Annotated in this window: 19 protein-coding genes; 10 read left to right on the top strand and 9 right to left on the bottom strand. The window is 75.7% G+C overall.

The window, feature by feature from the left end; translation table 11 throughout:
* Positions 1–51: 51 nt before the first annotated feature.
* Positions 52–318 (bottom strand): hypothetical protein, encoded by a 267-nt coding sequence (locus tag LUW75_RS24070; RefSeq protein ID WP_250337485.1) that lies wholly within the window; start codon positions 316–318, stop codon positions 52–54.
* A gap of 872 nt (positions 319–1,190) precedes the next feature.
* Between LUW75_RS24070 and LUW75_RS24065 the strand changes: the two genes are divergently transcribed.
* Together LUW75_RS24065 and LUW75_RS24060 are read left to right on the top strand one after the other, a co-directional pair.
* On the top strand, positions 1,191–2,339 hold the full coding sequence (locus tag LUW75_RS24065) for a cytochrome P450 (protein WP_250337484.1): 1,149 nt from the start codon (positions 1,191–1,193) through the stop codon (positions 2,337–2,339).
* 474 nt (positions 2,340–2,813) lie between these two features.
* Complete coding sequence (locus tag LUW75_RS24060; protein ID WP_250337483.1) at positions 2,814–5,621, top strand: M4 family metallopeptidase; 2,808 nt, start codon at positions 2,814–2,816, stop codon at positions 5,619–5,621.
* Between the two features lie 460 nt (positions 5,622–6,081).
* On the opposite strand, the gene LUW75_RS24055 is transcribed toward LUW75_RS24060, so the two are convergent.
* The 6 genes from LUW75_RS24055 to LUW75_RS24030 form a co-directional block, all read right to left on the bottom strand.
* Positions 6,082–7,125 carry an NAD(P)/FAD-dependent oxidoreductase gene (locus LUW75_RS24055; RefSeq protein ID WP_250337482.1) on the bottom strand — a complete coding sequence of 348 codons (1,044 nt, stop codon included), beginning with the start codon at positions 7,123–7,125 and terminating at the stop codon, positions 6,082–6,084.
* A gap of 10 nt (positions 7,126–7,135) precedes the next feature.
* Entirely contained in the window at positions 7,136–7,654 is a 519-nt protein-coding gene (locus tag LUW75_RS24050; RefSeq protein ID WP_250337481.1) for an isoprenylcysteine carboxyl methyltransferase family protein, read from the bottom strand.
* On the bottom strand, positions 7,651–8,739 hold the full coding sequence (locus tag LUW75_RS24045) for a type III polyketide synthase (protein WP_250337480.1): 1,089 nt from the start codon (positions 8,737–8,739) through the stop codon (positions 7,651–7,653). Before LUW75_RS24045 ends, LUW75_RS24050 begins: the two co-directional genes overlap by 4 nt.
* Entirely contained in the window at positions 8,736–9,917 is a 1,182-nt protein-coding gene (locus tag LUW75_RS24040; protein ID WP_250337479.1) for a geranylgeranyl reductase family protein, read from the bottom strand. The genes LUW75_RS24045 and LUW75_RS24040 overlap by 4 nt, the downstream gene beginning before the upstream one ends.
* Before the next feature lie 31 nt (positions 9,918–9,948).
* On the bottom strand, positions 9,949–10,701 hold the full coding sequence (locus LUW75_RS24035; protein WP_250337478.1) for a UbiA family prenyltransferase: 753 nt from the start codon (positions 10,699–10,701) through the stop codon (positions 9,949–9,951).
* 92 nt (positions 10,702–10,793) lie between these two features.
* Positions 10,794–11,858 (bottom strand): NAD-dependent epimerase/dehydratase family protein, encoded by a 1,065-nt coding sequence (locus tag LUW75_RS24030; protein WP_250337477.1) that lies wholly within the window; start codon positions 11,856–11,858, stop codon positions 10,794–10,796.
* A gap of 191 nt (positions 11,859–12,049) precedes the next feature.
* Here LUW75_RS24030 and LUW75_RS24025 point away from each other — a divergent pair, with 191 nt between their 5' ends.
* On the top strand, positions 12,050–12,376 hold the full coding sequence (locus tag LUW75_RS24025; protein WP_349816453.1) for a hypothetical protein: 327 nt from the start codon (positions 12,050–12,052) through the stop codon (positions 12,374–12,376).
* A gap of 277 nt (positions 12,377–12,653) precedes the next feature.
* On the opposite strand, the gene LUW75_RS24020 is transcribed toward LUW75_RS24025, so the two are convergent.
* Entirely contained in the window at positions 12,654–13,115 is a 462-nt protein-coding gene (locus tag LUW75_RS24020; protein WP_250337476.1) for a hypothetical protein, read from the bottom strand.
* Between the two features lie 84 nt (positions 13,116–13,199).
* Between LUW75_RS24020 and LUW75_RS24015 the strand changes: the two genes are divergently transcribed.
* The 6 genes from LUW75_RS24015 to LUW75_RS23990 all read left to right on the top strand — a co-directional run bounded on the left by LUW75_RS24015 (position 13,200) and on the right by LUW75_RS23990 (position 19,345).
* On the top strand, positions 13,200–14,099 hold the full coding sequence (locus LUW75_RS24015) for an NAD-dependent protein deacetylase (RefSeq protein WP_250337475.1): 900 nt from the start codon (positions 13,200–13,202) through the stop codon (positions 14,097–14,099).
* A gap of 1,367 nt (positions 14,100–15,466) precedes the next feature.
* Positions 15,467–16,429 (top strand): polysaccharide lyase 6 family protein, encoded by a 963-nt coding sequence (locus LUW75_RS24010; RefSeq protein WP_250337474.1) that lies wholly within the window; start codon positions 15,467–15,469, stop codon positions 16,427–16,429.
* Positions 16,426–16,818, top strand: coding sequence for a hypothetical protein (locus tag LUW75_RS24005; RefSeq protein WP_250337473.1), 393 nt, complete (start codon positions 16,426–16,428; stop codon positions 16,816–16,818). Before LUW75_RS24010 ends, LUW75_RS24005 begins: the two co-directional genes overlap by 4 nt.
* A 400-nt stretch (positions 16,819–17,218) precedes the next feature.
* The gene (locus LUW75_RS24000; protein ID WP_250337472.1) at positions 17,219–17,791 is read left to right on the top strand and encodes a hypothetical protein; all 573 of its coding nucleotides are present in this window, start codon (positions 17,219–17,221) and stop codon (positions 17,789–17,791) included.
* Positions 17,792–18,280: 489 nt separating this feature from the next.
* Entirely contained in the window at positions 18,281–18,694 is a 414-nt protein-coding gene (locus LUW75_RS23995) for a DUF4190 domain-containing protein (RefSeq protein ID WP_250337471.1), read from the top strand.
* Between the two features lie 231 nt (positions 18,695–18,925).
* Positions 18,926–19,345 carry a hypothetical protein gene (locus LUW75_RS23990; protein WP_250337470.1) on the top strand — a complete coding sequence of 140 codons (420 nt, stop codon included), beginning with the start codon at positions 18,926–18,928 and terminating at the stop codon, positions 19,343–19,345.
* Positions 19,346–19,862: 517 nt separating this feature from the next.
* On the opposite strand, the gene LUW75_RS23985 is transcribed toward LUW75_RS23990, so the two are convergent.
* The gene (locus LUW75_RS23985; protein WP_250337469.1) at positions 19,863–20,462 is read right to left on the bottom strand and encodes a hypothetical protein; all 600 of its coding nucleotides are present in this window, start codon (positions 20,460–20,462) and stop codon (positions 19,863–19,865) included.
* Between the two features lie 587 nt (positions 20,463–21,049).
* On the opposite strand from LUW75_RS23985, the gene LUW75_RS23980 reads away from it, so the two are divergent.
* Positions 21,050–22,264: an MFS transporter gene (locus LUW75_RS23980; protein ID WP_250337468.1), complete on the top strand. Its 1,215-nt coding sequence runs from the start codon at positions 21,050–21,052 to the stop codon at positions 22,262–22,264.
* Positions 22,265–22,444 lie beyond the last annotated feature (180 nt).

Below are 22,444 nucleotides of genomic sequence, written 5' to 3'. Positions count from 1 at the left end.
GGGGGATGGCGCCTGAGAGCGTTCTGATGACGGCGGGTCGGTTGGAGGCATTCAGATGGTGCTCTGGGTGGTGCCGCCGGGGCAGGCGGTTGCGGGCGGGGTGACCTTGGTCGGGTCGCCCTCGGTGTCGCAGGTGAAGGACGTGGTCTTGCCGCTGGCGTCCTTCGACGTGCAGTGCCGACCTTGGAACTTTCCACAGGTCGGGATGGCCCCGTTGTAGGTGTAGGTGCGTTGTCCGCCCGCGCTGCCGCTGGTGGCCCACCGGCAGTGGGTTGCCCGCGGCCTCGTAGGCGTGGAGGGTTGGTTCGCCGTCGACACCACTCAGCCCTCGGGACCCTCGCAGCAGGCGGGTCCCGCCGTTGCCGCCGCAACGCGCGGCGTCCCGGGCGGCGATCGCGGAGGGGCTGCGGCGTCGGCGACGTCCGGTGGGAGCGGGGGCGGGCCGGTCGGGTGCCTCCCGCGCGAGGCCGGGTCCCGGGAGGGAACAGGCGGTGCGGAACGGCCGGCATCCCGATCAGGGAGGCCGGGGCCGCGCGCGGTGTTGCTGAGGGAGGGCGTCGTGCCCTGCCCAGCGCCGGAGAGATGTCGGACACAAGACGTGGTCGTCCGGCGGTGCGTTCGACGCCCCTCCCACCGGCGCCGAAGAGGCCGCCGGGCCTTGCGGCCGAAGACCCGCGGGTGCGGGTACCGCCGCCTTTGGCCGGTTCCGGTGGTTCACCCGGTTCTGTGGCGGGGGTAGCGTCACGGACCGGTGGACGCCCTCACGGTCGGCCGGTTCACCGGTGAGCCGATCACGCACGGCGAGCGCGGTGCAAGCGGCAGGACGTCGTACCGGGCGGTACCACCTGGGAGCACCGGTCAACGAGGAGGACGGCGATGTCGTGGGTGACCAGCGGCCTTCGGGCGCTCAGCGGTGAGATGCGTGCGCGATGGCACGGGTACTTCGTCGGCTATGGGCAGCAGGACTGAGGCCCGGCGGCCGGAACGGGCACACCTTCGACCGGCGGGGAGGACGGCGGGGATGACATGGGTCGTCAGAAGCCTCCGGGCGCTCAGCGGCGAGGTGCGTACGCGTCGCAACCAGTACGGCGACAGGTACGGGCACAACGCCTGACCTCTCTCCCCGTGAGAGGGCGGGACTCCCGGCGGGTCCGCCGGGAGTCCCGCCCTCCTCAGATGGGCGGACGATCGTGTTCCTGGACAGGAGGAGTCTGTGGCCGCACCTGCGGCGGTGGGAGAAGCAGGCCGCGGACCGCGACGGTCCGTTCAGGCTCCGCTTCGGCACCCTCTTCGTGGCCGATGCCGACGCGGCCCGGGAGGTGCTCGTCGACTCGGCGGACGCCTATCTGTCCCAGTCCGGTTTCCTCCGCCTCGGACCGCGGTCGCTGCCCCCGGCGGTCCGGAGAGAAGCCTCCCGCGAACTGCTCGGGGTCCTGGCCCGGCACGACCTCCCGTCGTCGTTCGACCTCGGCTCCGCGCTCGGCGAGGTGAGTGACGGCCGCGGCCGTCTGCGGCACCACCGCTGGGGCGTCGAACTGGCCCGGCGGTACTTCGCCCCCGTGATCGCACACCGGCGGCATACCGAAATCAACGCCCTCGTCGACGCCTACGTGACGTCGAGCGTCGTCGCAGACGATGTCGTCGGCCATGTGCTGAGGCGGTCGCATCGGGTGGTGCCCGCCGTCCGGGCCGGGCTCGCCGAGCAACTCGGCCGGCTGCCGGCGCGGGAAGGTGCCGCGCAGGATCTGGTCGATCTGGTGCTCGGCCTGCCCGGGGAGTTGTCCTTGGCCGACCGCGCGCAGCTGCTGCAACGCCTCGTCCTGTCCACGGTCGGCTTCACCGGCGTGGCCCTCGAGTGGGTGGTGATGCTCGGCGTCCAGCACGGCTACGACACCCCCGCGGTGCGGCGGGAGCAGATCCATCAGCTGGTAAGGGAGGCGCTCCGCCTGTACCCGACCGCGTGGCGCCTGGTCAGGGTGGCCTCCACCGACCACGATGTCGGAGGCGTCCCGGTCCGCGAAGGCGAGCACGTCCTGATCGGCACGCACGCGGTCCACCGGTCGCCGGCCGTGTGGGACAGGCCGCTGGACTTCCGCCCCTCGCGCTGGGAGCGGTTGACCGACGACCAGCGGCGTTCCTACCTCCCCTTCGGCAAAGGCGACGGCATGTGCCCGGCGAGCGGCTTCGCCGTCAAAGCGCTCGAACACCTCGGCCACCTCATCCTTCACGGTCACCGGGGACGCGTGCGGCTGCGCACCCGCAAACCCCACGTCCGCACGCTCCTGGCGCCACCCGCCGGCTGGACCCGTCTCACCTCCACCACGGCAACCGCGCACTGAACTGGGCCCTCCGCCCGGCCCGGTGTCCGAGTCGCTCGTTCGACGGGACGGTGGCCTGCGGGGCCCCCGGCGACGGCCGGCACCGCGAACCGGAGCGAGCCCGCTGGTCCCGGAGCGGCGGGCTGCTCCACAACCGGAAGACGGCCGGTGACTCCTGTCAGGGCCGGCCGGCGCGGCCGCGGCACGCCGTACGGGGCAGGCGTACGCCGGCTCGGGCAACGTGCCCGAACAAGGGTGCGGCCGGTGGCCGGACGGGGGCAGGTGGGCACGTGCGTTGCGATCGGCCGAAAGTCACCGCCGGGTTTCCGGGCCTGTTGATACAGCGGCACATCGCGGTTTCGATGACCCTGTGCCGGGGACGCGGTGTCGCCGGCGCCGTCGACGAGCGAAAGCTGAGGGACCGTGCGTCACTGCAGAAGAGGCAGAGGCCGTAGAGGCGGCCGTGGAATACGGCTGAGTGCGATATCGGGTGCGGTGGCGCTGACGGGCGTCGCCGCACTCGTCGTTTCGGCGGTGCCCGCCGGCGCCGCGGCGGCGGGAGGGCAGGCGCCGCCACCGCCCAGCCCGGGCGAGGTGGTCCCCGGGCAGCGAACGGCCACACCGGCCCTGGTACAGGGCATCCGGGAGCGTGCCCCGGAGGCGGACGGCGCGGCGGAGGCGGCCCGCGCCCATCTGGGCGACAAGCCGGAGCGGTACCGGATCGAGCACGTGGAACGCGACCTCGTGCCCGTCGCGACCGCCGTCTCGGACGGCCGTGAGACCGTGCGCCTGGAGCAGCGGCACCGCGACGTGCCCGTCCTGGGCGGTCAGTACGTCGTGCGCATGGAGAGGAAGGGCGGCGAGCGGATCGTCACCGGCACCTCCGGCCGGTACTTCACCGGGCTGAGCGTATCGACGACGCCCGAGGTCGGCGAGGAACTCGCCGTGGAACGGGCCGTGGACGGCGTCCTCGACGACCTCGCCGGGCGGCACCTGGCGACGGCGCCGCGCGAGGGCGCGGAAGAGGAGGTCCCGCTGCGGGGCACCGCCCGCGGGCTCGTCGTCCTGCCCATGGGCACGGGTGTCCTCACCCAGCGCGTCACCGTACGCGGCACCGCTCCGGCCACCGGCGAACCGGTGCTGCGGGAGGTGTACGTCGACGCCCGCGCCGGCTACCCGGTCCTCGCCCACAGCGGCGTCAAGACCTTCGACGCGCCGGACCGGGCGGCCGGGAAGTCGCCGACGGACGCCGCCGGGCAGCGGGCGCGGGCCGCCGGGGACGAGAAGGGCAGCGGTGTCCGGCTCGACGGCACCCCCGTGCCGCTCGACGTGTTCCGCGGCGAGGACGGCGGGCCGTACCTGCTGCGGGACCGCACCCGCATACCGGACGAGTACGGCGCTCGGACCCTGGCCACCTGGGACGCGCGCGGCAGGAACGTCGGCGAGGTCGGCGGGCAGTGGCCCGAGGGCGTCGAGCAGTTCGCCTCGCCCACCCCCGAGTTCGGCGCCGACGCCACCGAGGCGGGAGCCGTCGACGCGCACTGGGCCACAGCCCGGGTCTACGACTACTTCCGTGACAAGCACGGCCGTGACAGCCTCGACGGCCGCGGTATGGGGATCGACTCCCTGGTCGGTGTGACGGAGTTCGGAGAGCCCTACGTCAACGCCTTCTGGGACGGCCGGAAGGTGGTGTACGGCAGCGGGGACCAGGAGTACCGGCCGCTCTCCGCCGCCCTCGACGTCGTCGGTCACGAGCTGACGCACGGTGTGATCGAGCACTCGGCGAACCTGGTCTACGCGGGCCAGTCCGGCGCCCTCAGCGAGGCCCTCGCCGACTACTTCGGCAACGCCGTCGAGGCGGAGGTCCACGGCATCCCGGTGACCGACCCGGACTCCGGCCTGGTCGGGGAGCGCCTGTGCCGGACGAAGAGCCCCCGCGAATGCGCCCTGCGGGACCTGTCCGACGGGCGGACCACCACCGGATCCTTCCTCGGTCTGGACTTCCTCAACGACAACGGCGGCGTCCACCTCAACTCGACCATCTTCGGCGGAGCCCTGTGGGACGCCCGCGAGGAACTCGGCGCGGACCTCACCGACAGGATCGTGTACAAGGCGCTGACCGAGTACCTCACGCCGCTCGACGGCTTCACCGAGGGCCGCGCCGCCGTCCTCGCCGCCGCCAGGGACCTCGGTGTCGCGGGGAGCTCCCTGAGGGCCCTGCGCGGCGCCTTCACCGCACACGGCATCGTGCCCGGCTGGGAGCTGGCCCTCGGCATCGACTCCAAGCCGCTCTTCAGCCGGATCAACACCACCGGTACGAAGCTGGGCGCGGGCGGCGGCTGGTGGGCGGCCTCCCGGTCCAACGAGGACGGTTCGGAGCCGTACTCGGTGTGGGCCGGACGGGCCGACGGCAAGGGTCAGCCGAAGCTGATGAGCCCCAACGACGGCCGATATCACGCCAATCCGGCCACCGACGGCAAGACCGTGGTGTGGCAGGCCTACGGCCCCGGCGGCGTCGAGCTCCTGGCGAGGTCGCTCGCGGGCGGCGTCGTGCGCACGCTGTGGTCCGGCCGCAGCGGCGGAAGCGTCTCCGGCGTCGACGGCGACGTCGTGGCCTTCAACTACGCGAACGTGGGCGGGCGCTCGGCGGTGGCCTATCTGAGCCTGAAGGATCCGGCGAACATCGAGAGGTTCGGCGGCGGGACCTATCACCGGGCCTACTCGCCGTCGGTGAGCGACGGCAAGGTCGCCTACCGCGAGTGGCGGCGGGTGGCGCTGGGGGCGCGCGCCGTCTACGAGTGGCGGGTCCTCGTCGTCGACGTCGCGACCGGCGAGAGCACGGTGATCCAGGAGTACCCCGGCACGACGAGCCTCGGTCCGACGGCCGTCAACGGCACCCACGTCTTCTGGCTCCTCGACGAGGACCCCGCCGACGGCGCGACGACCCTGCGGCGAGCCACTCTGAAGGGGTCCGAAGCGGTTGACCTCCTTCCCGCACACGGGCCGGACGCGCAGTACGCGCTCGGCCTGACGGTCTCCGAGGACAGCGTGACGATTCTCAGCCACCTGCCCGACGCCCCTCTCAGCAACGAGGCCAGCCCCAAGCTCCACCAGTTCGCGGCCGCCGGAACCCCCGGCGCTCCGGGCACCTACAAGGGCCGTGTCTCCTGCAACCGGGGCGCCCAGACGCACCCCGCGGCCGTCGGGGCCAGCCGGGTGGTGTGGCTGGACTCGACGACCGGCACCACCGACGTGGTCACGCGGGCCCGGCCCGCGGGCCGCTGCGACCGGGGTGCGCGCTGAGTCCTGATCGCGAGGCGGCCCCGGTGAGGCCTTCGCTCCGGACCGTCGAGGCGCGCGGGCGGAGTCCGGCGAGGTAGCCGTCGGGGGTCGGCCGTACCGGGTGGCGAGGCCTCAGCCGACCGGACGCTCGGCGGTCTCCCCCTCCTCGCGGAGCTCGGTGTCGGGGCCCGGGGGGGCCGGCCGCCGTCGGCCTCCTTCCGGTCGGCGGCCCGGTCCTCCCGTCCCCGGGACGGCCGCCTCGACGCGGCGTCCGTGCGGAGGTGCGGTTGCCGGGGACGGGTACATCTCGCCCCGGCGACCGCCTCCGGCCGGGTACGGGACGGCGACGGGTCCACGCAGTCCGCCTCCTTCGGTAGGAGGCGGACTGCGGGCCGCCCGCCGCCGGGCCGGCGGTCAGGGTGAACACCGGTGGCGGCACCGGCCTGGCAGCGCTGGACTTCGCGCGGGCCCGCGGCGGCGGTCAGAGCCCGCCGGACCGCTCCCCCGCCGGGCGTGCCAGCGCCTCGACGGCCGCGGAGAACAACCACGGCAGCCGCTGCGCCGCGGGCACCAGCGCCGCGCGGACCGGGGCCGCCCCCGTCGCGCCGAGCAGCGCGTGGGTCAGCCAGCGGTAGCGCCGGGTGATCCGCCGCCACTGCCGTTCGTAGGCCGCCGGGTCACCGCTGACGACCGCCCGCACCGCCGCCGGCGCCTGCGCGAGCGCCAGCGCGATGCCCTCGCCGGTCAGGGCGTCGACGTAGCCGGCCGCGTCGCCCACGAGCAGCACCCGGCCGGCGGTACGCGCGCTCGAACGCTGGTGGAGCGGGCCCGCCCCGCGCACCGGCCCGGCGGCCTCCGCTCCCGCCAGCCGCTCCCGCAGCGCGGAGAAGGCGGCGAGGTGGTCGTCGTACGGTCCGCGGCCGGCGGTGAGCACCGCGACACCCACCAGGTCGTCGGCGACCGGGGTCACGTAGGCCTCCGCGTCGGGGGCCCAGTGCACCTCGACGCGGTCGTTCCAGGGGGCGAGCGCGTAGTGGCGCCGCATCCCGTTCCGCCGGCGGGAGCGGCCCGGCCGGTGCAGGCCCAGGGCCCGCCGGATCGGCGAGTGCAGGCCGTCCGCCGCCACGAGGTGGCCGGCGCGGACGCCGTCGACCACCACGCCGTCCCCGTCCTGCTCGACGCGGCGCGCGGTGCGCTGCTCGACCGGCACGCCCGCGGCCAGCACCGCCTCGCGCAGCGCCGCGTGCAGCGCGGTGCGGCGCACCCCGCGCCCCGGGCCCGTCCGGAACTCGGCGTCGGCCCGGCGCGGCCCGGCGACGTACCGGATGCCGCGCAGTTCGCGCCCCGGCGGATGGACGCCGAGCGCGGCCAGGGCGGCGACGGCACCCGGCATCAGGCCCTCGCCGCATGCCTTGTCGACGGTGCCGGCCCGCTGCTCCCAGACGGCCACCTCCAGCCCCGCCCGGACCGCGTGCAGCGCCGTGGCCAGGCCCGCGGGCCCCGCGCCCACGACGAGCAGGTCCATGCGCGCCCCCTCAGGCCAGCCGCGTCAGAGCGGCGTCCTCGGTACGGATGCGGACGGCGAGCAGGAAACCGTTCAGCAGGGTGAAGACGAGCGCCGTGACCCAGGCCGAGTGCACCAGCGGGAGCGCGAACCCCTCGACGGCGACGGCGGCGTAGTTCGGGTGCGGGAGCCGGCGGTAGGGCCCGCCGGTCACGCGCGGGGCGCCGGGCACGACGATCACCCGGGTGTTCCACTGCCGGCCCAGCGTGGCGATGCACCACCAGCGCAGCGCCTGTGCGGCCGCGACGAGGACGAGCATGCTCCAGGCGAGGGCCGCCACGGCGTCCGGTCGGCGCACCCACACCTCCGCGAGCGCGCCGGCCAGCAGGCCCGTGTGCAGCACCACCATGAACGGGTAGTGCCCACGCCCGGCCTCCACGCCGCCCCGCGCCAGGCTCCAGGCGGCGTTGCGGCGGGAGACGGCCAGTTCGGCGACCCGCTCCGAAGCCACGGCCAGGACCAGGACGGTGAACAGGATCTGACCGCTCACCCTTCGGCCCCCGGGGCGCGCAGGAGCACCAGTTCGGAGCAGAAGCCCGGGCCCATGGCGAGCATCAGCCCGTGGGAACCCGGCCGGGGCGGGCGGGTGGCGAGCGTGTCGGCCAGGACGTGCAGTACCGAGGCGGAGGACAGGTTGCCGATCCGGCGCAGCGAGTCCCAGGTCACCGCCAGGGCGTCCCGCTCGACCCCGAGCGCTTCCTGCAGGGCCTCCAGGACCCTGGGGCCGCCGGGGTGCGCGACGTACCAGCCGAGGTCCTTCGAGGCCAGCCCGTGGTCGGCGAGGAAGCCGCGGACGTCGTCGCCGACGTACCGGCGCACCACGTCGGGGACCGAGGAGTCGAGCACGATCGTGAACCCACCGGAGCCGACGTCCCAGCCCATCGTGCGTTCCGAGTCGGGGTAGAGGCGGCTGCGCGAGGCGAGCACCTCGGGTCGCGCGGGGTCGTCGGACCGCGCGAGCGGGTGCTCGGAGCCGACGGCGACCACCGCCGCCGCGCCGTCCCCGAACAGGCCGCTCGCCACGAGGTTGGCGGCCGAGGTGTCCTGACGCTGGAGCGTGAGCGAGCACAGCTCGACCGACATCAGCACCGCGACCCCGTCCGGGCGGCCGCGCAGCAGGTCGCGCAGGCGGGCGACGCCGGCCGCGCCGGCGACGCAACCGAGGCCGACCAGGGGCAGGCGCACCACGTCGGGGCGCAGCCCGATCTCCGCCGCGACGCGGGCTTCGAGGGAGGGAACGGCCAGACCGGTCACCGTGCACGACACGATGTAGTCGACGTCGGCCGGCGTGAGGCCGGCGTCCTTGAGCGCGTCGACGACCACGCGCGCCCCCAGTTCGACGCCGGCCCGGATGAAGACGTCGTTGGACCGGCCGAAGTCCCCGAGCCGGGCGTATTCCTCCAGCGGGAGCACGGTGTACCGGGTCTCGACGCGGGCGTTGCGGTGCAGCCGCTCGACGAGGGCGCGGTCGACCGCGCCCTCGACCAGGGTGGTGGTGAAGGACTCGGTGATCTCCTCCTGCCGGTGGCGGTGCTCGGGCAGGGCACCGCGGACGCTGAGGACGCGTATGGTCATGCTGGCTCCTGAGGTCGGCCGGTCGGACGGACGGGAGGGAGGAGCGCCCGGCCCAGGCCCAGCACGACGCCGGGGGTGAACCGGCCGCGGGCGAGACCGAGTTCGACGAGGTCGTCGAAGACGCGCTGGTCGGCGGCCGCGGCCCGCAGTCCGGCCTCGACGACGCGCCCGTCGCGGGCGAGCCGGGCGGCCAGGGCGGTGTGGCGCAGGTGGGGCAGCAGGAGCCGGCGGGCGGCGCGGGCGTACCGCCGTCCCGCCCGCTCGGGCCGCCCGTCGCGCAGGGCCGCGGCGGCGGCGCGGCCGGCCGCGATGCCGGTGGCCACGGCGTAGTGGATGCCTTCCCCGGTCAGCGGGTTCACCAGGCGGGCGGCGTCCCCCGCCAGCAGTACGCGGCCGGCCGGAAGGGGCAGGCGCGCCGTCGCCAGCGGCAGGTGGTGCCCCACCCAGTCCCGCCCGCCGTCGGTGGCGCCGGACAGGAGCGCCTCGAGGCGCTCGAACAGCCGGGCACGGGTCGGTGCCGGGCGGTCCGCGCGGAGGACTTCGCCGTACCCCACGTTCGCGAGGCCGTCACCCCGGTCGAAGGACCAGGCGTACGACGGCTGGTGGCGGGTGCCGAACTCGATGACCAGCGCGCCGCGCCGCCCGGGTGCGACCGGGGCGTAGCCGCGCAGCGCCAGGGCCGTCGGGCCGCGGGGCAGGCCGAGCGCGCGCCGGACGACCGAGTGGGCGCCGTCGGCCCCGGCCACGACCGCGGCGGAGAACTCCCCGTCCAGGACCACCGCGCCGGTGCGCCACCGCAGGTCGCGGACCCGGTGCCGGATGAGCCGGGCACCGGCGGCGACCGCCGCGTCGACCAGCCGGGCGTCGAGGACCCGGCGCGGCACCACCCACGACGGCCGGGCCGTCCGCCGCTCGGCGACCAGGCCGTCGCGGCCGAGGCGGAGACGGCCGACCGGGACCCGGTCGTCGAGGAGGCCGGTGACACCGACCTCGGCGAGGAGGTCCGCGACGTGCGGGGCCACTCCGTCGCCGCAGGCCTTGTCCCGCGGGAAGTCCGCCCGGTCCAGAAGGGCGACGCGCAGACCGGGGTCGGCGCGCAACGCGCCCAGGGCGGTGGCGGCACCGGCCGGCCCGGCGCCGACCACGACGAGGTCCCAGTGGGCGGACGCCGGCCCCATCAGCCGACCGTCACGAGCAGTACGACGTCGATCAGGGCGACGGCCACCGCCGCCCGGAAGGGGGAACGGCCACCGGCGGCCGCCGTGAGCGCCACGAGGAACGCCACCGGTGCGAGAACCGCCCACGCCCATGCCGGAGGGGCCCGGCGGGGCCGAATACGGCCAGCAGCGAGGCGGCGGACAGCAGTACGGCGGCCAGGACGCGCGAGGGGTGCTCGCCGACCCGGTGCGGCAGGCCGCGTACGCCGGTGCGTTCGTCGTCGGCGAGGTCGGGCAGCGTGTTGAGCAGGTGCGCCCCGACGCCGAGCGCGGCCCCCGCCCCGGCCGTCCACAGCGGCGCCCAGGCCGGGGCAGGACCGGCGAGGGTGACGACGGAAGGCAACGTCCCGAAGGCGCTGGCGTACGGCACCCACGACCACCGGGTCGCCTTGAGCCACAGGTTGTAGGCGTGGCCCGCGCCGGCACCGAGGACGACGTTGACCAGCGCGCCGCGCCAGCCGACGAGCGCGGACAGCACGAGGCAGGCGAGTCCGGTCACGACCAGGGCGCACACCGCCCAGCCGACCGGGAGGACCCCGGTGACCAGCGGCTTGTCGGTGCGGCCGACGGCGCGGTCGCGTGGCAGGTCGTACAGGTCGTTGCCCCAGCCGATCGTGAGCTGGCCGGTGAGGACCGCCGCGGTGACGACGACGGCGTCGGGACGGCTCAGGTCGCCGCGGAGCGCGAGCAGGCCCGTGACGGCGCCGACGGCCAGGGCCGGCCCGCCGTGGGCGGCGGCGAGCAACGCGAGCAGACGCGACCGTCCGGGGCACCGCGCCCCGGACCGCGGTGCCCCGGGGGACGGCGGTCCGGGGTGCGCCGGGGCCGTGCCGGCGGTCACGGGCGCCGTCGCACGGCGACCGGACCGCGACGGATCGCGTCGCCGAGCGCGCCGGGGACGGTGCGTGGCCGCAGCACGGGTGTCCGGCCGGACGCGCCCTGCCTCATGCCCTCGACGACCTCGGCGAGCACCTGTGGGCCGTCCTTGGACGGGGCCCAGCCGAGTTCCGTGCGCGCACGGGTCGTGTCCAGCGTCGGGAGCGCGAAGCCCATGTCGAGCCACCCGGTGTCGACCTGCTGCAGGTGCGCGTGCCAGGCGGCCGACATCGCGGCGCGGATCACCGCGGAGGGCACGTGCACCAGCCTGGCGCCGAGCGCGTCCGCGAGGACCGCCGCGGTGACGGGCGTGTCGGCGGCGAGGTTGAACGGCCCGCCCGCACGCCGGCGGAGCACCGCGGCGATCGCCTCGGCGACGTCGTCGGTGTGGACCATCGGGATGGTCAGCCTCCGGTCCATCGGCAGGACCGGGAGCAGGTCGAGCGCCCTGGCGGGCACCAGGGCGGGCACGCCGTACCGGAGGAGGGCGCTGCCGGCGGCGCGCTGCCCGACGATCCCCGGCCGCAGGCGGGTGACCAGCGTGCCGGCGCCGGAGGTCTCGTGCCGGTCGAGAAGGCGTTCGGCGGCCGACTTGTGCCGGCTGTACCGCGAACTGCGCACGCCGCCGGTGGGCCAGGACTCGTCGACCGGACGGTCGTCCTTCTTCGGTGAGTAGGCGCCGACCGAGGACATGTGGACCAGATGGGGGACGCCGGTCTCGGTGACGGCTCGAAGTACCCGGCGGGTGCCGCCGACGCCCAGCTCGGCGAGGTAGGCGAGGTCGTGGGACGGCTGGAAGCCCCACGCCAGGTGGACGACCGCGTCCGCACCGGTGAACGCCTCGACGAGCGCGCCGTGGCACGCCTCGGTGCTGAGGTCCACGGAGCGCCAGTCGACTCCACGGCCGTCGGGGCCCTCGGGCAGCCGCCGGGCCAGGCCCACGAGGTCGTGCCCGCCCTCGGCCCGCAGGCGCTGCACGACGGCGGAACCGATGTTCCCGGTCGCTCCGGTCACCACGATACGCATGAAGGATGGGGTGCCCCGCCACCTCTCCGCTCACACGGGGCAATCCGGCATCCGGCGGACACCGGCGTCCCCCGGTCGGTGTACCGCCCGTCCCCCGGCACGCCCCGAGGCCCCGCGGGCGCTCCGCCCGGCCCGGCGGCGCGGGGGCGGGCACGGCGCGGTCGGCACCCGCCCGACCGCGTCAGAAGCTGATGGGCGGGGGCGTCCCCTCGCAGCGCCGGGGCACCCCGGCCGGTGCCCCGTCCTCCGTCTCCGTGCGGGTCGAGAACGGCTGGGTGCAGCGTTCCGCGCACGGCCGGCGCGTGCACAGCCTGGGCACCTCCAAGGGAGCCGGCCACGATTACACGATCACCGTGTCGACGCAGGACAACGGCACCATGGGCTACGGCGTGACCACCGTCCAGAACGTCGCCAAGGCCGTCCGCGAGGCCCTGGTGCCGGCCGGGCCCGGTGCCGCCCGCTTCACTCCGGCGAGCCGGCCGGGCGAGGCGTTCGCCGCCGTGCCGCCGCAGGGCTGACGCTTCACGGAGCGGCTTCCCGTGCGTCACCGGCCGGTCCTGCGGCGCCCGCGGCCCGCAGGTGGAGGCCGCGCGGGACACCGGTCGCGCACTCCGACTCGACGAGGACGGCTCCGCGAAGGCCGCGCGGATCACCGTGCCGGTCTTCCCCCAGCCCGGCGAGGACCCGACCGGCATGGTCGCCGGCGCCTCGTTCCGCCCCCTCGCAGCAGTCCTGTGTACCGCCACTGCTCCCACGTGTCCGGCCGCGACCGCTCCATGCTCCTGCCGGACCCGGTCAGCTCGGTCGCCCCGTCGCCGTAGTGGCAGTCGCGGCGCCGGGGGCCCTCGCCGGGGGCCGGTCCCGGCCCGGCGAGTACGGACACGTCCGAACCGAGCCCCGGTCGAGGGTTCCTGCCCTGAAGGGCGGGCTCCAGCGCGTCGTACGCGTCCCCGCCGGCCCTCTTCGCGAGTCGGTGCCGGTGGGCCCCGGGGCGTTGCGGGACCGCTGGCCCGGACCGATGTCCGCCGCCGGGCCGTAGGCGAGGTCGGGGTCGGCCCTGGCGTCCCACCCGAGGATTCGCGCGATCTCCCGGTCCGCCTCCTCGATGGTCTTCTCCCCACCGGTCGGCTCGACCCCGCAGACGTTGCCGACGGCGTCCGGGGACAGCGTCCCGTCCGCGCCGGTGGACGGGTTCCTCTCCTCGGCCCGCCCGGCGGCGTCCCCGAGGCCCTTCCGGGCGGACTTCGGATCGCCCACGCCCACGCCGTCGTCGGCGGCGCGCCGGGCCGACGGTGCCGTCCGCGGGGGCGGGTGGTGGAGCCCGTTCCGTACCCTGGCGGCATGCGTATGCGCCCCACTCTGAGCTGGACCCCCGCCGAGGGCCTGCCGCCGGGCACCACGGATCCGGGTCCGGTCGCCGACGCGCTGGGCACCGGCGGTGTGCTGGTGCTCAGCGGGGCGGGCATCTCCACGGAGTCGGGCATCCCCGACTACCGGGGCGAGGGCGGGAGCCTGAGCCGGCACACTCCGATGACCTACCAGGACTTCGTCGCCAGTGCCCGTGCCCGGCGCCGGTACTGGGCGCGCAGCCACCTCGGCTGGCGCACCTTCGGCCGTGCCCGGCCCAACGCCGGGCACCGGGCCGTGGCCGCGTTCGGGCGGCACGGGCTGCTCTCGGGTGTGATCACCCAGAACGTCGACGGCCTGCACCAGGCCGCCGGCAGCGAGGGGGTCGTGGAACTCCACGGAAGCCTGGGCCGGGTCGTCTGCCTCTCCTGCGGCGCCCTCAGTCCGCGCCGCGAACTCGCCCGCAGGCTGGAGGAGGCCAATGCGGGCTTCGAGCCGGTGGCCGCCGGGCTCAATCCGGACGGTGACGCCGACCTCACCGACGGGCAGGTCGGGGACTTCCGCGTGGTGCCCTGCGTGCTCTGCGGCGGCGTCCTCAAACCGGACGTGGTGTTCTTCGGCGAGGCCGTTCCACCGCGACGGGTCGAGCACTGCCGGGAACTGGTCCGCGAGGCGGCCTCGCTGCTGGTGCTGGGCTCTTCGCTGACGGTGATGTCCGGGCTCCGGTTCGTCCGCCAGGCGGCCCAGGAGGGGAAGCCGGTACTGATCGTCAACCGGGACCCGACACGAGGCGACCGGCACGCCCTCACCCGCGTCGCGCTCCCCCTGGGAGCGGCTCTGACCGCCGTGGCCGACCGGCTGGGCATCCCCGTCGACGGACGGGCGAACGCCTGAGCGAGCCGCGGCGGAGCGGGTGGGAGGAGCGCCGCGACCGCCCTCGGCCGCCCCGCCTCCGCCGGTCGCCCGGCCTTCCGCCTCCGGGCGCGAGCAGCGCGCCGCCACGGGGGACGGTGCGACCGGCCGGAGTGCGCCGACGCGCCGCGGGCTCCGGGGCGGCCGGTGGCGCGGCGGCGCGTCCTCCACCCGGTCCGGGCGCCCCCGGAAGTCCGGAAGCGCCCTCACCGGCCGGGCCGACGGCGTCGTACGCCGGCGCGGGGGCCCGGGGCGGCACGGCCGGACGGGCTCACGGCGGGCGGCGGAAGGTGGTCGGGTACGCCCCCGGCGTCGGTGCCGCCGAGGACCGGCGGCCGTCCGCGCCGTACACGGGCCGGCCGGTGGGCGACGCGCCGCGTCGCCGGCCGGGCGTTCCGCGGGCGGCGGGGGAGCCTTCCGCCACCGTCCCGTTTCCGCGAACGCGTCGAGGCGATCGCCGTCGAGGGTGGCCGGGGCGAGGGGGCGAGCAGCGGGGGAACGGGGCCCCCGGCCGGGCGCGCGGGCGGGTGACCACCGCTCCCGGCCGCGCTCTCCCCGGGGGGCCGGGCCGGTTCCCCGGCACCGCGCCCGTGGGAGCCGGCGACCGGATCAACGAGAGAAGATCATGAACAGGATGGCGGTCGCCACCACGCTGATGAGCAGGGAGCCCAGGCACCCGATCCGATTGCTGAAGAAGAACATGGTCCCCGTGTACCCCGCAGATCCCCGTGGTCACGCCGCGGCCGATGGCGGGGGAACGCCGGTCGGCGGCCGGGGCGCCCCGTGGGATGCCGGCGATCGGGTGGCGGCGGCACGGACACGGGCCCGGCGTCGAACACGACCCGCCGGAGGAGGGGGTGGGGGCTCGTCCGGGCTCTCGGGCGACGCGCGGCCGGCGCTCGGGTCCGGCGTCGCCGGCTGCTCGCGGTCCCCCGCCCCACCGTGGGCGGCCGTCCGCCGCACGCGCGCCGCACCCGCCCGCTCGAACCTCCGGGGTCCGGGATCCGGCGTTCGGGTTCGGGGCGGGGTCCACCGCCGGTACCCGTCCCGCGCTCGCCCCCCGTACGGGGCCGCTCCCCGTCACCACCGCGGTGGAAGGGGGCGCCGCCCCCTCGGTGCTCCGGTCCAGACCAACTGGCCCCCCTTCCACCGCGGTTGCCCGGCGACCCGGAAGCGCCCGCACACCTGTGCGACGCTTACACTCCCCTTGCGAACGAACGGTGCCCGGCGCGTCGGCGGACCACCGACAGAGACAGTGAAGACGCAAGACCGCAGAAGCGGCGCGGTGCCCGCGCCGCGCCGACCCGCCCGCACACCGGGCGGACACGACAGATCGCAGGGGAACTTCGATGACCACGACCTCGTCCGCTGACGACGGCGCCACCTCGGCCGCTGCCACCGGCCGGACCATCCCGGTGGACAGTGCCGAGGCGCTGCTGAAGGCGCTCGGCAAGGCCGCGCCCGGTGACCGCGTGGAACTGGCTCCGGGCAACTACGACTGGGACAAGCCGGTGGTGCTCCAGGCCGCCGGTACGGACGAAGCACCCATCACCATCGCCTCGGCCCGCCGTGGCGGAGCCGTCTTCGACGGGGCCGCGAGCTTCGCCTTCGGCCGCGCCGAGCACCTGGTGATCCAGGGGTTCCAGTTCCGGCAGCGCACCCCGCTGACGGTGGCGCACACCGCCCGGCACATCAGGATCACCCGGAACCTCTTCGAGCTCGACGAGCCGGCCGGCAAGAACACCTGGCTGATCGTGACCGCCGACGACACCCGCGTGGACCGCAACGCCTTCCGGCACAAGTCCTCCCAGGGCGTCTTCCTCCAGATCGACGGCCCCGGGGACACCGTGGCGCGCCGGGTGCGGGTGGACCGCAACCTCTTCCACGACCACCGGTTCGGCGGGAGCAACGGCGGTGAGGCCATCCGCCTGGGCTACGGGGTGAAGGGACCGGCGGTCGCCAACGCGGTGATCGAGGGCAACCTCTTCCTGGCGGCCAACGGCGACGACGAGGTGGTCTCCGTCAAGTGCTCCGGCAACGTCGTGCGGAACAACACGGTCACCGGCGGCACGCGCGGGTCGATCGTGCTCCGCTCCGGCAACGACAGCACGGTCAGCGGCAACTTCCTGCTCGGGACGGCGGGCATCCGGGTCTACGGCGACGACCACGAGGTGTTCAACAACCACCTCCAGGGCGAGGGCCAGCTGATCATCGGGCCCGGGGACCACGGGAAGGAGCACCTGCCGGCCCGGAGGACGCTCGTGGTCCACAACACCGTGGTCGCCACCGGCGGCAGGCGGCGCTGCGGGTGAAGAGCGGGGACGTGCCGCCGTCGGCGGTGGTGGTGACCGGGAACATCCTGGTTTCCGACGGCAAGGCCGTACAGGTGCCCGCGGCCAAGGACTTCACCTGGCGGGGCAACGTGGTCGGCAAGTCGCGCGGCGACCTCCCCGGCTCCGGCGGCGTGGAGGCCGACCCCCGGCTGAAGGCGGACGCGGCGGGGGTGCTGCGCCTCACCCGGGAGTCCCTGAAGGTCCCGGCCGTCGTGCGCGTACCGGACTCCTTCCCCCAGACGAAGACCGACATCAACGGGCGCACCCGGCCGGGGGCCGGGAACGCCGGGGCCGAGCAGTTCGAGGCGGAGCCCACCGTCACGCGGGCCCCGCTGACGACGGACGAGGTCGGACCCTCCTCCCGGTAGGCCCCGCCCGGCCCGCCGGCTCCGTCCGGCGGGCCGAGGGCGCGGGTGGGCCGGGGGCGCGGGTGGGCCGGGGGCGCGGGTGGGCCGGGGGCGCGGGTGGGCCGGGGGCGCGGGTGCCGCGCCCGCCCCCGGGCCTCCCGCCGGACCGCCGCACGGCGGGCCGGCGGCGGTCCCCGGGCGCCGACGGGTGCTCCCGTACGGGCCGTCCGGGCACCGGGTCGAGGACCTCCCCGGGCGGGCGGCGGGAGTACGGCCCCCGGGTCCCACCGCCGTGTGGAGGACCGCGCGGCCGGCGGTTTCGCCCCGCCCCTTCGCCCGTCCCGCGGTTCACCGGAGTCCGCCCGCGGAGGATCTGCGCGGGATGCCCCGCCGTCGGTGGCGGACACTACGATCGGCCGCTGTGGAACTCGAAACGCAGATATCCCGGCTTGCGGAGCTCGGCCTACCGCTCGCCGCCGGCAGGACCGTCGACGACCTGCTGCACTCCCTGCCCCGCGACCTGTTCGAGCGCAGGCCGTACGAAGTCCTGATGTCCCTCCTGGGGGCCGAGGTGGAGCGGGAGCCCTGGGGGCGGTGGTTCTGCGACCGCGCGTGGAACTTCGACACCGAGTGCGTCCACGGTCCCGGCGCGTACGCCGGGATCGCCCGCCAGCTGTGCCGGATCGCCGGCCGTCCGGACGCCTTCACCGATCTGCGCGACCACGTCGACCTCGGGTCGGGGGAGGCGTGGATCGAGTACACCGTCGACGGCCGGACGCGGCGCTGGAGCGCCGAGGTGCACGACGACTGGGCGGACATGCTCGTGGTCGCTTACCTGATGGAGGATCTGGAACGGGACGGGTGGCGTTTCTGGACGGGGGACGGCGGCCAGGTCGTGAACCTGTACTTCCTCGACGAGGCCACCGCGCACCGGGTCAACGGGTTGTTCACCGACCGCCGACCGCTGGTGCCCGTCCTCGGCGGGGCCGGCTGAGCGCCGGCGGGCACGCCCGCGGGCGGTCGGGGTGGCCGCACGCCGCAGCGGTGTGGTGCCGAGGGCCCGGTCCGCCCGGAGGGGACGGGTGGCCGGCACGGCCCTCGGCGCCCTGCCGGCGGGACGTCGTGCTCCGGTGGCGGTGACGCGCCCGCGGCTGGGCCTGTCCGGCCCGCTCCGCCCCGCCGCCGCGTCCCCCCACCCCGACGGCGAAGGGGCCGGTCACCCTGCGGACCGGCGTACCCGTCCGCGCGCCGGCCGCCGGGGCCGTTCGAGGACCCGGAGGGCCATCGGACCGTGCGGCGACCCGCAGGGCGGACCGTTCCCCGCGCGGCCGTCGCCCGCCGGGAACGGTGCGCGCCGCGTCCGCACAGCGCCACCGCGGTCCCGTACCGCACCGGGGCGAGGCGGACATGCGCCGTCGGTGTCGGGGCACAAGGGGACGCGTACGGAAGCCCGTTGTGACGTGACAGAGACGAGTGTGACGGCATGTCCTCTTCCAGTCGCCCCCAGGTCCCCGGCGGCCACGCGCGACCGCGCCCGGACACCGACGTGAAGGGAGGCAACGGTCTGGCGATCGCCGCGCTGGTCCTCGGCGTCGCGGCGCTCCTCCTCTTCTGGACCGTCTTCGGGGGTGTCGTGCTGGGGTTGTCGGCGCTGGTCCTCGGCGTCGTCGGCGCACGCAGGGCACGCGGCGGCCGGGCGCCGCACGGCGGGATGTCGATCGCCGGGGCGGTACTCGGCGCACTGGGGCTGGTCGCGTCCGTGGTGATCGTCGCGATCGGCGTGTCGTTCTTCGACTCGAAGGAGTTCAGGAACTTCAGCGACTGCGTCGAGCACGCCGAGACGCAGAGCGAACGCGAGGCGTGCAAGGACGACTTCGACGAGGACGCGAACGACTGATCGCCCCGCCGCCGGTGAACTCCCCGGACGTGCCGGGGTGGTCGCGGTCGGCGTATCCGCGAACGACGGCCGTGCGTCCTCCCCGCCCGGGCGGGGAGGAGTGGGCGCGGGCGGCGGGCGGCGAGGTCCGCCGCGTGTTCCCCGCGGCGGACCTCGCCGCCCGCCGCCCTGCGGGGCCTGCCGCCCGGAGCCCTGTGGCACGACCGCACCGCGCGCCAGGTGTTCCAGGCCATGCCGAGCCCGTACGGCGAGACCACCGGCTTCCCCGTCGAGGACCTCCTCGCCCTGCCCGACGACCGCGTCGTCCTGGTCGACTACTTCGGGGTCCTCCCCCGCGGCCTGGCACCGCCGCTGCGCCGGCCCGACCGGGCCGTCTTCCTCCTGCCCTCCCCCGGGTTCAGGGAGAACGCACTCGCCGTCCGCTACGCGGATCCCGTTCGCGCCCGGGCCAACCGGGGCGGTGGGGACCCGGCGGAGGCGCTCGCCGAGCGCCTGGCCCGCGACGCCCTCTGGGACGAGGAGGTGCGCGAGCAGGTCCCGCTCCACGGACTCGACACCCTCGTGACCGACGGGACGACCGCCGTCTCCGACCTGGCCGATCGCACGGCCGCTCGGTTCGGGCTGGGACGGGACCTCCGCGGGCGGGGCTGACCCGGCGCGGCCCGGCCCCTCCCCACCGGCGTCTCCGTCGCGGCGGGGAGGGGTGGGTGGGGAAAGCAGGGGTGAGGCGGGTGGCCGGCCGTTGAGCGGAGCAGGCCTTCCCGCCCGCCGGGGGCGCGGCCCCCGCCGGTGAGGGAGGCCACGGGGCTCGCCCGGGGGTCGGCGCCGCCGCCACGGCGGGCCGCCGGCCCGGGGCTCCGTCGACCACGGCCACCGCCTGCTCGTCGCCGGCCGGTCGCCCCGCACGGTGTGACACGGGCGGCGGCCCCGCACCCGTCCGGCGGCTCCGTGCGGCGGGCGGCGGGCGACGGGGGCCGTTCGTCACCGCGGGGGGACGCCGGCGGGCCGGGGCGGAGTGCGCGGGGCGGCGACGCGTCCACCCGGTCGCGCCGGCGGGCGGACGCCCCGGGGCCGCTCGCGTGACGGCTCAGGTCGCCCCGGGCCGCCCGCCTCTCCGTTCCCGGTGCCCGCCGGGCCGTACGGGGGAAGGACGCGAGGCGGCCGGAGGTCAGCCGGCCGTGCACCGGTGTGCCGCGGGGCGCTTCGCGGCGGGACTCGTGGACCGCATGCGCCGCCGCATGCCCCGGGCCTGTTCGGCGGGGCGCTGCTGCTCGCCGTGGAGGGCTGTGAGGACCACCAGGCCGCCGGTCAGAGCGGGGACGGCCCACTGCATGCGGGTGAGGCCCCGCTGGGCCCGGTCGGTGTCGATCGGGTGCTCGGCGGCCTTCCGGACGTCCTCCGGATCCGAGGAGGCGGCGAGTTCGATCTTCTTGCCCAGCACCCTGCTGTAGGCGGTGGCCGCGAGGGCGGCGCCGGTCAGCACCGTCTTGGCGAGCGTGGAGGCGGCCACGCCCTGCTGGGCGGCGACCCGCGGGGCGTTCACCACCAGCAGTCCGGCGGAGCCGATCAGGTGGGCCGCGATCGCCGCGGCGTTGACCGGCGTCCATCTCGCCCAGCCGGAGCTGGAGATGCGCGCGGTCGCGGTCCACGTCCCTCCCTCGTCGCGGGCCGCGCCGTTCAGTCCGACCGCGCCCATCAGGGAGCCGCCGAACCAGGCGGCAAGCCCCACGTCGTGCAGAGCGCGCAGCATCGTGTTGCGTTCGGACATGTTCCGGCTCCCTCGCCGCTCGGTGGTGGGGACGCCGGCGGAGCGGCCGGCGCCTTCCCACCGTCGCCCGCCCCGTGGGCGCGCGCCATCGCGGCTGGTGCGAACGGAGCATGCGGCGGGCGCGCGGGGCCCGGCCCGCGTACGGCGCGGAGGCGGCCGGGGCGCCGGCACCCGGCGGGGTCGGCCGGAGGCCAGCGGCCCTCCGGCTCCGCCACGGGGCGGTGCGGAAGCGCACCGTGACGGCACGGGGAAAACCATACTCGCCGGTAAACCGGATATGACTGACATCTCTGTAAAAATTTTTCCCAAAAACAGCTGCGCATGGAATATTGATTAGCCTGTGACAAGCGTCACAGTGAATTTATCTGGACACGACAACCCGTACACGGTTTCGATGGACCTCACGAAGCCGACGATCTTGGCTTCGAGGACGCGGGAATTTCCCGGGTCATGCCGCAGCGGCGGCTTCGAACGAGGGGGCAGGGGGGCATGTCGGAAATTCTGATATGCAGAACGGAAGGGGACCGGCTCGTACGCCGGATCCCGGGCCGGAGTTCCGGTTCCGGACGCGGTGGTGCGGTCCGGTCATGCTGAGCCGCCTTCTCCCGCCGCGCGGACCGGCGCGCACCCTGACCGGCATCACCCTCGTGCACACGCTGGGGCAAGGGCTGTGGATGGCCCTGAACGCCATCTACGCCACGACCGTCCTGCACCTTTCGCCCGGCCAGTTCGGCATCGGGGTCGGCGTGGCCGCCGGCGTCGCCCTGGCGGTGAGCACGCCCACGGGCCACCTGGCCGACCGGGTCGGCCCGCGCGCCGTCCAGATCTGGTCCTTCCTCGCGCTGGGACCGCTGACCGCCGGCCTGCTCTTCGTGCGGGGGTTCGGCCCGTACGTGCTGCTGGTGAGCGTGCAGGCCGTGGCGTACAGCGCCAGCCGCAGCGCCCGGATGGCCATGGTCGCCGGCCTGGTGCCGCCCGCGGACCGGGTGTCCGTCCGGGCCTACCTCAGGGCCACCAGCAACGTCAGCGTCTCCGTCGGCGCCGCCCTGGCCGGTCTGCTCCTCGTACTCGACTCGGTCGGCGCCTACCGGCTCGCCGTGGTCTTCAACGCCTCGACGTACCTGCTCACCGGACTGCTCACGCTGCTGCTGCCCGCCGTCGCACCGCAGCCCGCCCGTCCCGGGCCCGCGCTGATCGTGCTCCGCGACCGGCCCTACCTGGCCTTCGTCGTGCTGGACGGGCTGCTGTCCATGCACAACCTGCTGCTCGACGTGGTGCTGCCGCTGTGGGTGCTCCACCACACCGGAGCGCCGCGCTGGGTGATCGCCGCGATCCTGCTGACCAACACGATCGCCGTGGTCCTGCTCCAGGTCAGGGCGGCACGCGGCACGGACGAACCGTCGGCCGCCGCCAGGGCGTCGAGATCCGGCTCGCTGTGCCTCGCGGCCGCCTGCGTGGTCTTCGCCTTCACCGACGGCGCCTCCCCGGCGCTCGCCTGCGCGCTGCTGCTCGCGGGGGCCCTGGCCCACGTCCTGGGCGAGGTCCGGCAGTCGGCCGGCAGCTGGGGGATGTCCTTCGGCCTGGCGCCCGAGCACGCCCAGGGGCAGTACCAGGGCACGTACGCGATGGGGGCCGACATGGGCAAGATGATCGCGCCCGCCCTGCTGACCTGGCTCGTCATCGAGTACGGCGCCGTGGGCTGGGCGGTCATGGCGGCCGGGTTCGCCCTCGTCGGCGCGGCCATGCCGCTCGTCGTGACCCGGGCCCGGCGGAACGCGAAGCCCGACCCCGTCGCGGCCTGAGGGCGCCGGCCGCGAACCGGTGGAACCGCTCCGCGGGGCCGTTCCACCCGGAATTCCACCTGTCTTTTCCGACCAGATATTCCCCTGACGCTTTTCGCGCCGCCCCCTGCCGGACCATTTGACGGAGACGGTCGCGGGAAACGCCGCCACGGGAATCGAGGAAGACTTTTCGTGTCAGTT

This window comes from Streptomyces sp. MRC013, from assembly GCF_023614235.1.
Lineage (GTDB): Bacteria > Actinomycetota > Actinomycetes > Streptomycetales > Streptomycetaceae > Streptomyces.
Note: the sequence above shows the minus strand (reverse complement) of the source record. Positions and strands in the feature narration are given on the sequence as shown.